Origin of the sequence: Shouchella xiaoxiensis, from assembly GCF_016907895.1 — a bacterium.
Taxonomy (GTDB): domain Bacteria; phylum Bacillota; class Bacilli; order Bacillales; family Bacillaceae_D; genus Shouchella; species Shouchella xiaoxiensis.
The window spans coordinates 25,521-38,594 of the sequence record NZ_JAFBCV010000007.1 but is presented as its reverse complement, the minus strand read 5'-3'; the positions used below and the strand labels follow the sequence as shown (position 1 = coordinate 38,594).

The following is a 13,074-nucleotide window of genomic DNA, read 5'->3' as shown; positions in this document are numbered from 1 at the left end:
AGAAAAAACAAGTCTTGAATCGTAGACAGGAAAGCGGTAAAAAGAAGAGAGTGTAAATAAAGGAGTGGAATGAATGATGAAAAAGAGCATTGCGGTCTTTTGTGGATCAAGCAGCGGCTCGGACCCGCGTTTTATTGAGGCTGCTAAAGAATTTGGGGGAATCCTCGCGGAACAAGGAAGGACTCTTGTTTATGGCGGAGCGCAGGTCGGCTGTATGGGAGCCATTGCTGACCAAGTATTAGCTTTAAACGGTACAGTAATCGGTGTCATCCCTGAAAAATTAAAGCGCGTTGAGGTTGCGCATCAACAATTAAACGAGCTCATTACCGTTAAGACAATGCACGAGCGCAAAGCGCAAATGGCAGAACGATCAGATGCATTTGTGGCGCTGCCGGGAGGAGCAGGCACGTTAGAAGAGTGGTTTGAAGTATTTACTTGGGCACAGCTCGGTTATCATCAAAAACCATGCGCAATTCTTAATGTGAACGGATTTTATGACCCTTTATTAGAAATGATTGATCATACAATTGACCAAGGTTTCATGAACCCTGCTTATAAAGAATTAATTCTTGTCAGTTCTGATCCTGTTGAGCTGTTAGCAAAGATTGATAACTACGAGGCAAACTACATTAGTAAATGGAATTAGTTCGATCGTTCGAAGAGGAAGGACTTTTAGAAATGGAGTATAAAGTTATTAAAATCCCTACTGGTTCATCAAAGAAGAATCGATTAAAAACGGAGACTCTGTTAAATGAAGAGGCTGCGAATGGCTGGGTTGTTGATCAGATTCTGCCCATCCAAACGATCTTAGGAAGTTCAATGGACCATGCCTCAGTTCTATTAAAGAAAGATGCCTCTAAATAGAAGCGACTCCTTGCAGATTAAAAAAAGATAGAGGATTCATTCACTTTCCAGCGAAACTAGTGTTAAAAAGGGAGGTGAATAAGGAATGATATCTGAAAAGATCAATTTGGATGTGTTTATAAACAATAGCGAAGTTGTTGCGATGAAAGACCTTTGCTCCGAGTTAAAGAGTCTATTTGCAGAAGTAGAAGAGGTTGCCTTTTATCCAAAGTCTTCAGAGTTATCCAATGGTCAAGTTCAGCAAGAAGATCCTGGTAATATTTTCTTGTTCTTTACAAATGCCTTTATCTTTGAGGTTGTAAGGTATTCTTCAGAAAAACAATATACGATTGAACGTTTAAATTTAAAAGATATTAAATCGGTTATTAATCGAACCTCTGAAGCTGAGCAGGATTTGCAGGTCAGTTTTAACAGCGGAAAAATGATTCATCTTAATAATAAACAAGATGCGAATGAAGAGTGGCAGGACGAATTCGCTCAGATGATAAAAAAGGTAAGAAAGAAGTTGTTTTTTCCACAGTAACGGGTAAGCAAAGAACTGCCTACAAGGCAGTTCTTTGCTGTTTAGAGTTCTCGCTTAAACCTAAGTCCTGTCCCTTCCTTCTGCTTCTCACTTATACAGACAAAGCCCCGAGCTCGATAGAATGGAATGCCTTTCTGATTGTCTTTATAAACGGAAGCCCACTGTTCCGTTGCTCCTAGCTTTATCTGTTCTCTCGTTAAAAAATCGAGCAATGCCGTGCCAATTCTTTCATTGCGCCTAATTGGATTTAAGTAGAGGACAAACACTTCTGCTGTATGCGGTCCCGTAAATCCCCCGCCGATCGCTCCAACCACTTCATCCTCGTCTAAAGCAACCATGTATCCAAGCCATTCCCGACTTGTTTCAGTAATTTCGTTTTCAATACGCGGTAGATTGTAAAACTCCTCGCATACGTTTTTAATTTGATCGCTTGGCAGCATATGGGAATAGGAAGCCCAGTAGCCGTCCGTGCAGACAGATTGAATCCCTTTCGCATGTTCAAGTTTCGCATACGTAACATGAATCATTGTTTACGCTCCTTAGTATATAGGTTGTGTGAAGGGAGAATTATCGTCTAAAGCATGTTCGAAGAGTGAAATGAGAATTTGGGATGTGCAGTTTTAATTGTTAAATAATGAGAAACCTAGTTTGAAAGACAGTTTATTCTAGTATTGATGATAAACGATGCTACTTCTTTCCATCAAGGTTTCCTTTGTCAGCATTTTCGTAGAAGCTTGTCGAATACCCTGTTATTTGTTCGAATAACGACTAAATTCATATAATTTATTCAATTATTGTTGCAAATCCTATATGATAGATAGTAAGAATGATATAAGATGGGTGGGCGATTAATAATCTATGCATAATGAGATCATTCAAAAATGTCGATTAAGCAAAGAAGACATCCTTGAACTAGGTTGGACAAGCATCTTTAATCAGTATGATGAACTACAATTTGAAGACATGATTCTAGTAACCTCTCATTTCTTTTCTTTTAAAGAGGCAGGTCAATTAATTGTCGACTATTGCATGCAAACGAAAAATAAGCACCATCTAAAAGACGGGTTTGAATTTATGTCTCTTTATGGTTATGAGGCTAAAGCACAGCAGCTTTATACAGAATATCAATACGATCAAGAGTTAGTCTCTCACATTGCTGTATATCAACTTGCCTATCATTCCAGAATGAAAAATACGGAATATCTAGAGACAATGAAGCAAGCAAAGTATTTGTATGAAACGATAGATAATCGAGCTCTTTTGTTAAAGTTAGATTTAATTATGCTCTATGAACAAACGATCAATAAACAGCCAATCGCTGCTTCCATTTATGATACCTTAATTTCTAAGCTACGAGAGTTAGAGAGTGGATACTTAAAGACATGTCTACTAACTCGGTTACTCTCTTTGTACAGCTATAGCCTATTCTACTATGAAGGTCGATTGGAGGAGGCGGAGGCGAACTGCTTAGCGAATTGCGTTAATCCTCTCGCTCCCCCCATATTTAAAGCATCCGCTCGGCATATTCTTGGATTAATTTATTCGCTAACAAATATGGAGGCGAGTCTGGATTCACTGGAGAAAGCATCGGAATTATATCTTGAAGCGGGGTACAGCCGGGCAGCTCAAGCTGTTAAACGTAATGATATACCGTTTGTGTTGAATATACACAATCAAGCACTAGAAGCTCATATTGAGCTAAATTTGGTTGATGAGGATGAACAAGCTCACTATTTTCTGCTTCAGTTCGAATACAAAAAAGCGAAAGATATTTTAGAGAGTCGTTTAAAGCAACATCCAGATCATTTTATTGCTCAGCTTTATCTCGCGTACGCTGAGCGGGACTCTTCTTTATTAAACAAGCTCGCTGTTAATCGGAATGCGCAGGAAAAACGTTTGATTACTCACTTTGCTAAAAAACTGATTTAAGTAAAGGAGGTGTTCATATGAAGAAATTCTTGCTGACGCTTGCTGTTCTTGCTGGAGTTGGACTATCGAGTGGAGTCGTTCTTTTAGGTGGAGGAAGTGTACCTATTATTATTCCATAAGTGGTTGTTGGTCTAGAAAAGCATGGGTGAATGATGCCTATGCTTTTTATTATGAGAATTAAACAAACGTTTAATTAAAACTGAAAAGGAGAGCTTTGGTTGAAAAAGGTAGTCATTCTAAGCGTTATTGCTGCTGCTCTATTTGGCATTTATTCCTACAGTGATGGGAGTTCTGATAGAATTTTTCTCGCTGAAGAGCTCACTCCTGAGATAAATGATCGTACAAAATTACAAATCAATGACTACCGATACAATCAACGAACCGGTGGCGTTAAGGTTGCTGTGACCGAGGATAAAGCGCAAATTGATTTGTTACTCAAAACAGTAAATCAGCTGAAGCTCCAGGAAACAGAAGCATTTCAGCGCGGTAGCGGACCTTATGATTATTTGTTCTATTTAAAGCCAACATCAGCTACCGGGGAAACCATTGCTATTTATAAACAAGGTTTGGAATACAGAGGGCGCTAATATACATATGTGGAAGAAACCGATCTAACCGCCATTGTGAAACACTTAGACTTGGATTGGAATACGTTTAAATGAAAATATAACAATAGGATCTTCTTTTTTAGGTAAAAGGTTTTAGAATGAATGAACCGGGAATTATAACTATAGTTATATATTCTTAGGGGGCTATTGTATGGTGGACAAGCAAATGAATGATAAAGTAGCAATCGTGACAGGTGCGGCATCCGGAATTGGTGCAGCCATTACAAAGCAATTAATCGATCAAGGGGCATCCGTTGTCGGAGCCGATTTGAATGAAGACGCTTTAACAACGTTAAAAGAGCAGTACGGAAAGGCGTTTCACGGATTAAAAATAGACGTCACAAAAGAAGGCGATCATGTAAAGCTCGTTGAAGAAACGGTATCTACTTTTGGAAAACTTGATTTTGCCTTTAATGTAGCAGGTGCAAACAAAACGGGGACAATATTAGAGCAGTCAGAAGAAGATTGGCGCTTTACAGTTGATCTTGTTTTAAATGGAGTATTCCTTGGGATGAAACACCAGGCGCGTCAGATGAAAGAGCAGGGTGAGGGTGCAATTGTAAACGTATCGTCGCTGAATGCACGGGTACCGATGTATTCTGGTGCGGCGTATGCATCAGGTAAAGCAGGTGTTGAGATGTTGACGAAAAACGGTGCGCTTGAGCTTGCTCGGTATGGAATACGCGTAAACGCCATTTTACCAGGATTAGTAAGAACACCTATCACTGATTCGTTTACATCAAATGAAAAAGCACACAAGATGTTCATGGAGCGTATTCCAATGAAGCGCGAAGCAGAACCAGATGAAATTGCCGGTCCAGCACTGTTTCTTGTAAGTAAAGAAGCGGGATATGTAAACGGTGCTTCTCTGATTGTTGACGGAGCGTGGGCAGTTAGCGGGTACCCTGACTTGAGCTTGCTTTAAATTTAAAATAAACAAGATTGGTCCTTGGTCTCCCATTACAGAGGGGGACTTTTTTTACGTTTCTTAAAAATAAAAAACGGGAAAAGTACGTTATTAAGCGATTGTAAAGGAGTTCTAAATCATGCGGATTATTTATCTTTGTGGAAGTTTGCGGAAAAACTCGTACAACCGAAAGTTAATGGAGACAATGATGAGTGAAGCTCCATCTCATTGGGAGATGGCAGAGGTTGAGTTAAAAGACATTCCGTTTTATGATGCAGACATTGAATCAGCTGGAGAACCAGAAGCAGTAAAACGATTAAAAGCGGCTATCGCCGATGCAGATGGAGTCATTATGGTCACGCCTGAATACAACAATGGCATGCCTGCCATCTTAAAAAATGCAATTGACTGGGCTTCAAGCCCACCAGACTCATCTCCTTTACCAAATAAAGCGGTTGCTCTTGCCGGAGCCTCGCCACAAGGTGCTGGGACGGTCCAAGCACAAGCGCAGTTACGTCAAGTGCTTGGTGCAATCCAGACTCGCACCATGCCAGGACCGAAAATTCTAGTTGGTCAAATTCAAAATCGAATTGCGGACGAAGACCGTCTCATAAAAGAAGCATCTACTGTAAAAAGAATCAAAGCTTTCGTCGGTGCATTTGATGAGTGGGTTCGTTTCTTTCAGAAATAACGGCTTTATTCGATCCTTTCTGTTTAAGAGGGGATCGTTTATTTAGTAATAGAAAAATTTTAGCTGAATAAAAGAAAAAGTGTGATAAGGTAATAAGACTTGTGAGTAAGGAGGTAATCGTTTGATAAAAGAACGAGAACATCAACGAAATGGGCTACGTTATCGAATTCGTGTTGCAATTCTTACAGACGCAAAGTCACTTTCAGACATTAGGGTTCAAATCGATGGGGAAACGGAAAATTTAGATCGAGAAGCTGGTGAAGATTTTCTAAATGAAGCTGAATTTGCCAACATAATAGCCCAAGATCAGCAGGCAGAAAGAAACCTATTTTTAGTCTGTGAGGTAAACGGAAAGATAATTGGTTTTTTACGAGCAAAGGGGAACCATTTAAAGCGGAAAAGCCATCAGATCGAGTTCGGACTCGCTATTTTAAAGAAGTATTGGGGTTATGCAATCGGTCGACACCTACTTGAAACGTTAATCGACTGGGCCGACGCAACGGGCATTCATAAGATTTCTCTACAGGTAATCGCAACAAATGAAAGCGCCATCGCTCTATATAAGAAGTATGATTTTATAGTAGTAGGTGTTTTAAGGGATGATAAATTACTAGCGGATGGGTTTAGAGATACGCTAGTGATGGGCAGAATCAAGCAATTTTAAAGGAGCGGTATACATATGTTGCAATCGAAACGAATTACATTAAGAAAAATGGAAAGCGAAGATATTCCTACATACCACGAGTGGCGTAACGATATAGAGGTGATGCAAACAACGAACCTTGATTTGGATCGGTATTCAGTTGAAGAAACAAAGCAGTTTGTTGAAACAGTCATACTCGGGTCACAACAGTCAAAAACGTACATACTAGAAGAACGAGATGAAAAAACAGCGATTGGAATTACCTCATTGATTCATGTTGATTACAAGAATCGGAATGCTGAATGTATTATTGATATTGGTCATAAGGATTACTGGGGGAAGGGTTATGCAACAGAAGCGCTCCAGCTGTTGCTTGATTACGCTTTTCTTGAACTGAATATGCATCGCATTGCATTACGTGTTTTTTCATTTAATGAGAAAGCCATTCATGTTTACAAAAAAATTGGTTTTATTGAAGAAGGTAGAAGTCGGGAGAGCGTCTACAGGAACGGAGATTGGCATGACATCATTCACATGGGGATTTTAAAGGAAGAGTATCGATCCGTTAAGTAAGCACATTCTGAAAGGATAACGATATGAAGGTGTATTTCTGGGTAGGGGTAGCTGGTTTTTTAGGAGCGGCGTTGCGGTATGCCGTCGGTGTCGCCTTGTTTAATGAAGCGCAGCTTTTTCCGTTTGCAACGCTTCTCGTAAATTTAAGCGGGAGCTTTCTTCTAGCATGGTTCACGACCTCATTCACGAAAAAGATTCGAATCCCGTCACATTTCCAAACAGCGATTGCAACAGGCTTTCTAGGCTCATTCACCACCTTTTCTGCTGTCAGTGTAGAGACGGTTCAATTGATTCATCATGGATCGATTGGTCTGGCTGTTCTCTATATTGTGGTCAGTTTGTTTGGTGGTTTATGGATGAGTCAACTTGGTTATCGGCAGAGTCAAAAGGAGTTTGGTTCATGACGATATGGACTGTGTTTCTCGTCGGGATCGGTGGTTTTTTTGGATCGATAAGCCGATATGGTATAAGTGAGTTCGCCAAGAAAAGAAGCTCACAAAAATGGCCAATGGCGACCTTAATCATAAACTTATCAGGCTCTTTTCTATTGGGTGTTTTTTTCGGTCTCGACTTAAATCAAACACCGCTTCTGTTGATTGGAACCGGCTTTCTTGGTGGCTACACAACGTTCTCGACCTTGAATCTAGAGGCGGTACGGTTGAAAGAAGCAAAGCAATCTAAAGCAGGGAAACTGTATCTATTGGCGAGTTACGCAGGTGGAGTTTTTCTTGCTGCTTTGGGATTAACGATTGGGTTATGGCTTGCTCGTGACTAGAAGAAGGGATTTCCTTCTTCTTTTTTTGTGTAATAATGTACGATGATGACGAACGTATGTATGGTATAATGGGATGTGCTAGAGGAAAGGTGAAGAAGATGACTGGAAAAACACATATTATCGGTGGTCTGGTTGCCTGCCAAGCAGCTGACCTTTTTTTATTTTCTACCACAAGTGGATTTAGCTACTATGCAGCGGGTGTGGCAGGTGCGCTCTTACCGGATATTTGCCATACGCATTCAAAGATTGGAAGGCGTTTTTCGGTTCTCTCAAAAGTCGTCGCGACTCTTTTTGGTCATCGGACGTTTACGCACAGCCTGTTATTTTTGGTGGCAGTAAACCTTGTATTTTTAGCATTTTTTCCTGAGCATGTAGCTATTCAACGAGGCATTCTAATCGGTATGATTTCACATTATTTCTTAGATGCCTTAACGGTGCGGGGGATTCGTTTCTTTTATCCAGCAGATGTGCGTGTGCGCTTAACCAGAATGAGAACGGGTGGTGTGGGAGAAACATTCTTACTCGTCGGTCTAGTTGTATGCATAGGTTATCTGTTCGTTGCTTTTTAATCTTTGATTCAATTTGTATTAATTATTATGTTATAATTAATATAAATAACAAGGCGTTCAGTTGGTTAAACTAGCTTAAATGAACGAACGAAAAAGGAGCAAGAGCAATGTCTGAAACGAATGCAATTGAATGTCGTGATGTGTATTATTCAGCAAACGGGCATTCCATCATAAAAGGCTTAACAGGTTCATTTGCAAAAGGAAAAATTACCGCTATTGTCGGGCCGTCTGGTGCTGGGAAAACAACATTATTTCGGCTTTGTAATGGGATGAGATCGATTGATTCAGGGCAAATCTTAATTGATCAAAAACCAATAGATGCGTTTGAACCGACTGCATTAAGAAAAAAAGTGGGCGTTGTCCTCCAGCAAGCGACGATGTTAAGTGGAACCGTTCATGAGAATGTAGCTCTGCCGCTAACGCTTACAGGGAAAGCACTTCCTCAAGCAAATGCAGAACAATCACTTAAAGAAGTTGGTTTAGAAAAAGAGCTACTAACAAGGAAAAGTAAGGATTTATCTGGAGGACAAAAACAAAAGCTGTCCATTGCTCGAACGCTGTTAAATCAGCCAGAAGTCTTGCTTTTAGATGAAATTACATCTTCCTTAGACCGGGTTTCACAGCACGATATTGAACAGCTGATTCAAATGATAAATCGTACATATGGAACAACGATCATCTGGATTACACATAATTTAGAGCAAGCACGACAGATTGGGCAGGACGTATGGGTGATGATGGATGGGCAACTGATAGAAGCAGGACCAAGTGAATTACTCGATCAGCCTAAGGACGAGCGTGTGCTTCAGTTTGTGAAGGGAGAAATGTCATGAGCTTCTTAACCCTATCGCTCACGCTAATTTTTGTATTCATTCCACTGCTCCTGGCTAAGACACTGAAGTTAGGCTTAACAAAAGATATTCTTGTTGCGACAATTCGCTCGATTATACAGTTACTCGCGGTAGGCTATGTTCTTCAGTTTGTTTTTGATTCAGACAGCTTGGTGTATGTAGGTGCAATGGTTGCGTTAATGATTGCTGCAGCCACACAGAATGCTCGAAAAAAAGGCAAGGCAATTAAGGGGATTACGTGGAAGCTTGTGCTTACGTTTCTTTCAATTCAAGTACTGACGCAAGGCATCTTGCTAGGTTTGCAAATTACGCCTGCGACCGCGCAATACATTATTCCGATTAGTGGAATGGTTATTGGAAACTCAATGGTACTCGGAATTCTCTTTTTAAATCGGTTTACGGCAGAGATTGAAGCGAGAAAAGAAGAAGCGGAACTCATTTTATCGCTCGGTGGAACACCAAAACAAGCGATTCATCGGCAGTTGATAACATCCATACAAGCAAGTACAATCCCAACGATTGAAAGTCAAAAAACGATCGGGCTTGTTCAGCTTCCAGGAATGATGAGCGGACAGATCATTGCAGGTGCTGACCCTGTCCAAGCCGTCATGTTTCAATTGCTTATCTTGTTTCTCCTGCTTACAACGGCAATTGTGACAAGCATTATGCTCGGATTCTTATCATACCCAACCTTATTCAATGAACGTATGCAGCTAGAAGAATAACGAAAAAACGGCAAAGAGCGATGTCTTTGCCGTTTTTTGTCTGTTGTTTTAGTTAAACGTAAACCCTTGCTTTTTCAGAATATCAGCGGTCTGTGGGATGCCATTCTTATTGCTGTAGTAACGCGCAACGGTATCAGCCCATGTTTTTGAGGTATCACCTGTACGTTTTACCATATAATTAGAAAAGGTTTTCTCGTAAGCCCCCACGTAGCTGGCTTGATCTTTTTGGTAGCTTTCTTGATGATAAAAAGCTTCTAATGGTAAGCGTGGTTTTAGTTCATTTTTCTCAGCCGGGTGGCCGATAACGAGTCCCGCAACTGGAAAAACATACTCAGGTAATTCCAGCAAATCAACGATTTCCTCTGCCTTTGAACGGATTGCGCCAATCGGGACAATGCCAAGACCCATTGATTCTGCCGCTGCTGTTGCAAAACCAAGAGCAATGCCAACATCGGTGGAGCCAATTAGTAGCGTGTCAACATTATCACCGGCAACAAAGGATTTTCCCTCTGCTTCAAGCGTTTCTTTAATGCGATAAAAATCAAGATTAAATGACAGAAAAACGGCTCCTTCATTAATCCAAGGCTGCCCAATTAACTCCGCTATTTCATTTTTTCTGGCGCTTTCGGTTACTCCAACAACGCTAAGCTGTTGACCATTTCCCCATGTAGGTGCGGATTGAGCTGCTTTAATAATCGCTTTCAGTTGTTCGTCAGAAACGGGGTCCGATGTATAGTTACGTATCGATTGATGGCTAGATAAAACAGATAAGGTTTCGTTCATAATCAAGTCGCCTCCTTCTTCGTGTCTATCTTTGTTATAACAAATGAGCGGCGTTCGAGCATCTCTTATGCTCAAAATAGGTTTTTAAAATGCTTTAAGCGGTCACGGAGAATGACGATAAATGGATTGAAGCCATATAGAGAGGATGACGGGGATGAAAAAGTGGTTTATATCCATATCTGGTGTACTGGGGTTAATCCTTGTAATTATAGCTGTACTTATCTCAACAGACGCATGGTCATTTGAGCCAACAGAGGCATTTGAAGAAGCTCATTTTTCGGCTAGTGACATTAACTCCATACATATTTTTAGTAATGTTGGAAACGTTACGGTTATGCCTCATCAAGGAGAAGAAATTGTCGCTTCTGTTACTGGTCACACGAGGATGTTTGAGGAGGAACTTGAGTTTGAGACAAAGGAAAGTGGAGCAGTTCTTTCCATTCATGCGGAACAAAAAGACCGAGCTTGGCTGTTTTCTTTCCTCCCGAAGTCTAGTTACGTCATTACTGTACGGATACCTGAAACGGAGATGGCAGAGCTTGTAATCGAATCAAGCGTGGCAAATTTATCGGTACTAGATGTAGAGGTGGAACAGATGACGTTAAAGTCTGAGGTTGGCGATGTTGAATTAAGCGGGGCGCCTAAGATACTTGAAATAGAAACAGATGTCGGAAACATTAATGCAAAGGTACAATCGATTTATGAATCGATGAAACTCCTTTCATCTGTAGGTGATATTAAGCTTACCGTCGCTGAGTTACCTGATCAGTTAGAGTATACTGTGCATACATCAGTTGGCTCAACGGCTATTGAGCCGCTAGAGTCAGTCATTCAAACAGAGGCAGCACCCGTGTTAAAAATGGAAACGAGCGTGGGAAGTATTGAGGTTTTATCAGGAAGGTAGTAAAGAGAATTCATTACAGAATTAAAGGAAATGAAGGAACGGAGAGAATAGTAGAAGGTGATTGTTTAGCATTTATCTTGATGGATAACGAAGGGACTGAGATGTATGGGGGCTATTATTCGACATGCATTCTTTGGTGCACTCTTATAAGTGCTTTAGACAGTTTTTTCATTCGGGGGTATCTTGAGTGGATGGACGTTCTTAATTCTTTCATTGGCACCTTCATCATTTGGGCCGTTTTTTTTCCATTCGTGAACACGTACTGTTGAAAAGAAAGTGCGGATGAGTAAAAGCACTAGTAAAGAATGGCAACGAACTTGATGATGCAAGTTCGTTGCCATTATTTAATCTTTTAGTATATGCTCAGCCACTTTTTTAATTAATCCTTCTGCCAGAGGGGTATCTGGTTGTGATGCGGTTGCCACATTTCCTTCTGCATCTTCAGGTGTCTCTCTTAGTGCGTGGCCCATTCCTTCAACAATGAAAAGCTCTGAGTCAGGGTTAGCTTCGTGCAACAACTCGGCTTCTGATTCTGGAATCTGTAGATCGTTCGTTCCGTTAACAAGTAAGATGTTTGTGTCGAGCGATACAATTACTTCTTGAGGGTCATAAGCCATCCAAGATAAGAGGAATGGTTGCGAGCTGACGTGAAAGATTGGTTCAAGCTCTAAACTCATTTCTTCAACTAACTCACCTGCGCGCAGCTGATCAAAAATAGCCGCAGCTTCATTTAAAAGAGGCAGTGGGAAGGTTGGATCGGCGCTAATTTGGTCCAATAAAATCCGATCAATCGTCTGGCCGGCTCCAGCAAGTGAGGTGTACGAGTCAACCTCTATGTCTTTTGCAACGAGCTTTCCAATTAAAGCCCCTTCGCTGTGTCCAACGATGTGAACCGTAGAAAAGCGCTCATCTGTCAATGCATATTGAATCCATGCACGAGCATCATTAACAAAATCGTCAAAAACGACTTCCTCAGGGTTTGAAACGAGCTGGGTGTTGTCGCCAACACCTCGTTTATCATAGCGAATTGTTGCAATTCCTGCTTCATTCAGGCCTTCTGCTAGTAACTTCAAATTATCATTTCGGCCCGGTAAGAGCGGGGAATTTCCATGTTTGTCGGTTGGCCCTGAGCCAGCAATGATTAGCGCAACGGGTACAGGTTCATCAAGGTCAGGCATATCGACTTTAGCTTTCATTGTGCCTGCTTCCATTTCCAGCTCGACTAAGTCTTCGAATTCTTTTTCAAGTAAATAAAAGGGTAGCTCCTGCCCCATCTGTGTAAATATACCTTCGATTTTTTCTTCAGTACGTTCACCTTCAAATAAAAGAGATTGACCTTGTAAGTTCATTTCAAGCTGAAGACGATCTTCACTAATGTCAACCGAATCAAACGGTTGTTCCTGGAGTCCTTGAATTGGAATACTCAGTGATGCTTGGTCGCCGTCAAGGTGAATAGAAATTGATAGCGGTTGTACTGGAACTTCAATTTCTCCTTCCCATGTACCACTTAATTGCTCAATCGGTTCAACTGGATCAGGCTCTTCAGATACATCATCATTCCCGCCCGCACAAGCTACTGCGAGCAAAGCAATGCTAAGTAAGCTACTGCTTAAAATCGCTGTTTTTTTCATATTGACCTCCGACTTCTAATTCATCCAATTAAATTACGCACAACTAGAAAAAAGGTTTCAGTTTTCATCATGAAGAGAGAAAGGATGAGAAAGTCTCG

18 protein-coding genes are annotated in these 13,074 nt (G+C 40.9%); 15 read left to right on the top strand and 3 right to left on the bottom strand.

Going from position 1 to position 13,074, the window contains the following annotated elements:
* Nucleotides 1–73 precede the first annotated feature (73 nt).
* The 3 genes from JOC54_RS11850 to JOC54_RS11840 all read left to right on the top strand — a co-directional run bounded on the left by JOC54_RS11850 (nt 74) and on the right by JOC54_RS11840 (nt 1,387).
* Nucleotides 74–646 carry an LOG family protein gene (locus JOC54_RS11850; protein WP_035421049.1) on the top strand — a complete coding sequence of 191 codons (573 nt, stop codon included), beginning with the start codon at nt 74–76 and terminating at the stop codon, nt 644–646.
* Nucleotides 647–678: 32 nt separating this feature from the next.
* Nucleotides 679–864, top strand: a complete 186-nt coding sequence (locus JOC54_RS11845) for a DUF4177 domain-containing protein (RefSeq protein WP_204466489.1) — start codon at nt 679–681, stop codon at nt 862–864.
* 85 nt (nt 865–949) lie between these two features.
* A complete protein-coding gene (locus tag JOC54_RS11840; RefSeq protein WP_035421047.1) occupies nt 950–1,387 on the top strand; it encodes a DUF3908 family protein in 438 nt (145 codons plus the stop codon).
* 41 nt (nt 1,388–1,428) lie between these two features.
* Here the strand turns inward: JOC54_RS11840 and JOC54_RS11835 are convergent, their stop codons facing one another.
* Nucleotides 1,429–1,914: a GNAT family N-acetyltransferase gene (locus JOC54_RS11835; protein ID WP_204466488.1), complete on the bottom strand. Its 486-nt coding sequence runs from the start codon at nt 1,912–1,914 to the stop codon at nt 1,429–1,431.
* A 331-nt stretch (nt 1,915–2,245) separates the two neighbouring features.
* On the opposite strand from JOC54_RS11835, the gene JOC54_RS11830 reads away from it, so the two are divergent.
* The 11 genes from JOC54_RS11830 (at nt 2,246) to JOC54_RS11780 (ending at nt 9,658) form a co-directional block, all read left to right on the top strand.
* Nucleotides 2,246–3,316 (top strand): AimR family lysis-lysogeny pheromone receptor, encoded by a 1,071-nt coding sequence (locus JOC54_RS11830; protein ID WP_204466487.1) that lies wholly within the window; start codon nt 2,246–2,248, stop codon nt 3,314–3,316.
* A 218-nt stretch (nt 3,317–3,534) separates the two neighbouring features.
* Complete coding sequence (locus JOC54_RS11825) at nt 3,535–3,903, top strand: hypothetical protein (RefSeq protein ID WP_204466486.1); 369 nt, start codon at nt 3,535–3,537, stop codon at nt 3,901–3,903.
* Nucleotides 3,904–4,075: 172 nt separating this feature from the next.
* Nucleotides 4,076–4,849, top strand: a complete 774-nt coding sequence (locus JOC54_RS11820) for an SDR family NAD(P)-dependent oxidoreductase (protein ID WP_200872436.1) — start codon at nt 4,076–4,078, stop codon at nt 4,847–4,849.
* Between the two features lie 121 nt (nt 4,850–4,970).
* On the top strand, nt 4,971–5,522 hold the full coding sequence (locus JOC54_RS11815) for an NADPH-dependent FMN reductase (RefSeq protein ID WP_204466485.1): 552 nt from the start codon (nt 4,971–4,973) through the stop codon (nt 5,520–5,522).
* Between the two features lie 121 nt (nt 5,523–5,643).
* Nucleotides 5,644–6,186, top strand: coding sequence for a GNAT family N-acetyltransferase (locus tag JOC54_RS11810; RefSeq protein ID WP_204466484.1), 543 nt, complete (start codon nt 5,644–5,646; stop codon nt 6,184–6,186).
* Between the two features lie 15 nt (nt 6,187–6,201).
* Nucleotides 6,202–6,738, top strand: a complete 537-nt coding sequence (locus JOC54_RS11805; protein WP_204466483.1) for a GNAT family N-acetyltransferase — start codon at nt 6,202–6,204, stop codon at nt 6,736–6,738.
* Nucleotides 6,739–6,761: 23 nt separating this feature from the next.
* The gene (crcB, locus tag JOC54_RS11800) at nt 6,762–7,142 is read left to right on the top strand and encodes a fluoride efflux transporter CrcB (protein ID WP_035421040.1); all 381 of its coding nucleotides are present in this window, start codon (nt 6,762–6,764) and stop codon (nt 7,140–7,142) included.
* Nucleotides 7,139–7,513: a fluoride efflux transporter CrcB gene (gene crcB, locus JOC54_RS11795; protein ID WP_204466482.1), complete on the top strand. Its 375-nt coding sequence runs from the start codon at nt 7,139–7,141 to the stop codon at nt 7,511–7,513. The genes crcB (JOC54_RS11800) and crcB (JOC54_RS11795) overlap by 4 nt, the downstream gene beginning before the upstream one ends.
* 98 nt (nt 7,514–7,611) lie before the next feature.
* Complete coding sequence (locus tag JOC54_RS11790; RefSeq protein ID WP_204466481.1) at nt 7,612–8,082, top strand: metal-dependent hydrolase; 471 nt, start codon at nt 7,612–7,614, stop codon at nt 8,080–8,082.
* Between the two features lie 107 nt (nt 8,083–8,189).
* Nucleotides 8,190–8,915, top strand: a complete 726-nt coding sequence (locus tag JOC54_RS11785) for an ABC transporter ATP-binding protein (RefSeq protein WP_204466480.1) — start codon at nt 8,190–8,192, stop codon at nt 8,913–8,915.
* Nucleotides 8,912–9,658: an ABC transporter permease gene (locus JOC54_RS11780; RefSeq protein WP_204466479.1), complete on the top strand. Its 747-nt coding sequence runs from the start codon at nt 8,912–8,914 to the stop codon at nt 9,656–9,658. Before JOC54_RS11785 ends, JOC54_RS11780 begins: the two co-directional genes overlap by 4 nt.
* A gap of 48 nt (nt 9,659–9,706) precedes the next feature.
* On the opposite strand, the gene JOC54_RS11775 is transcribed toward JOC54_RS11780, so the two are convergent.
* The gene (locus JOC54_RS11775; protein WP_204466478.1) at nt 9,707–10,441 is read right to left on the bottom strand and encodes an NADPH-dependent oxidoreductase; all 735 of its coding nucleotides are present in this window, start codon (nt 10,439–10,441) and stop codon (nt 9,707–9,709) included.
* 154 nt (nt 10,442–10,595) lie between these two features.
* Between JOC54_RS11775 and JOC54_RS11770 the strand changes: the two genes are divergently transcribed.
* Complete coding sequence (locus tag JOC54_RS11770) at nt 10,596–11,345, top strand: DUF4097 family beta strand repeat-containing protein (RefSeq protein ID WP_204466477.1); 750 nt, start codon at nt 10,596–10,598, stop codon at nt 11,343–11,345.
* Nucleotides 11,346–11,689: 344 nt separating this feature from the next.
* Here the strand turns inward: JOC54_RS11770 and JOC54_RS11765 are convergent, their stop codons facing one another.
* The gene (locus JOC54_RS11765; RefSeq protein WP_204466476.1) at nt 11,690–12,976 is read right to left on the bottom strand and encodes an alpha/beta hydrolase family protein; all 1,287 of its coding nucleotides are present in this window, start codon (nt 12,974–12,976) and stop codon (nt 11,690–11,692) included.
* Nucleotides 12,977–13,074 lie beyond the last annotated feature (98 nt).

Coding starts and splice junctions, on each gene's coding strand:
- JOC54_RS11780 (WP_204466479.1), top strand. CDS start 8,912: ATGAGCTTCTTAACCCTATCGCTCACGCTAATTTTTGTATTCATTCCA.
- crcB (WP_204466482.1), top strand. CDS start 7,139: ATGACGATATGGACTGTGTTTCTCGTCGGGATCGGTGGTTTTTTTGGA.
- JOC54_RS11840 (WP_035421047.1), top strand. CDS start 950: ATGATATCTGAAAAGATCAATTTGGATGTGTTTATAAACAATAGCGAA.
- JOC54_RS11765 (WP_204466476.1), bottom strand. CDS start 12,976: ATGAAAAAAACAGCGATTTTAAGCAGTAGCTTACTTAGCATTGCTTTG.
- JOC54_RS11815 (WP_204466485.1), top strand. CDS start 4,971: ATGCGGATTATTTATCTTTGTGGAAGTTTGCGGAAAAACTCGTACAAC.
- crcB (WP_035421040.1), top strand. CDS start 6,762: ATGAAGGTGTATTTCTGGGTAGGGGTAGCTGGTTTTTTAGGAGCGGCG.
- JOC54_RS11770 (WP_204466477.1), top strand. CDS start 10,596: ATGAAAAAGTGGTTTATATCCATATCTGGTGTACTGGGGTTAATCCTT.
- JOC54_RS11835 (WP_204466488.1), bottom strand. CDS start 1,914: ATGATTCATGTTACGTATGCGAAACTTGAACATGCGAAAGGGATTCAA.
- JOC54_RS11775 (WP_204466478.1), bottom strand. CDS start 10,441: ATGAACGAAACCTTATCTGTTTTATCTAGCCATCAATCGATACGTAAC.
- JOC54_RS11850 (WP_035421049.1), top strand. CDS start 74: ATGATGAAAAAGAGCATTGCGGTCTTTTGTGGATCAAGCAGCGGCTCG.
- JOC54_RS11820 (WP_200872436.1), top strand. CDS start 4,076: ATGGTGGACAAGCAAATGAATGATAAAGTAGCAATCGTGACAGGTGCG.
- JOC54_RS11805 (WP_204466483.1), top strand. CDS start 6,202: ATGTTGCAATCGAAACGAATTACATTAAGAAAAATGGAAAGCGAAGAT.
- JOC54_RS11845 (WP_204466489.1), top strand. CDS start 679: ATGGAGTATAAAGTTATTAAAATCCCTACTGGTTCATCAAAGAAGAAT.
- JOC54_RS11790 (WP_204466481.1), top strand. CDS start 7,612: ATGACTGGAAAAACACATATTATCGGTGGTCTGGTTGCCTGCCAAGCA.
- JOC54_RS11830 (WP_204466487.1), top strand. CDS start 2,246: ATGCATAATGAGATCATTCAAAAATGTCGATTAAGCAAAGAAGACATC.
- JOC54_RS11785 (WP_204466480.1), top strand. CDS start 8,190: ATGTCTGAAACGAATGCAATTGAATGTCGTGATGTGTATTATTCAGCA.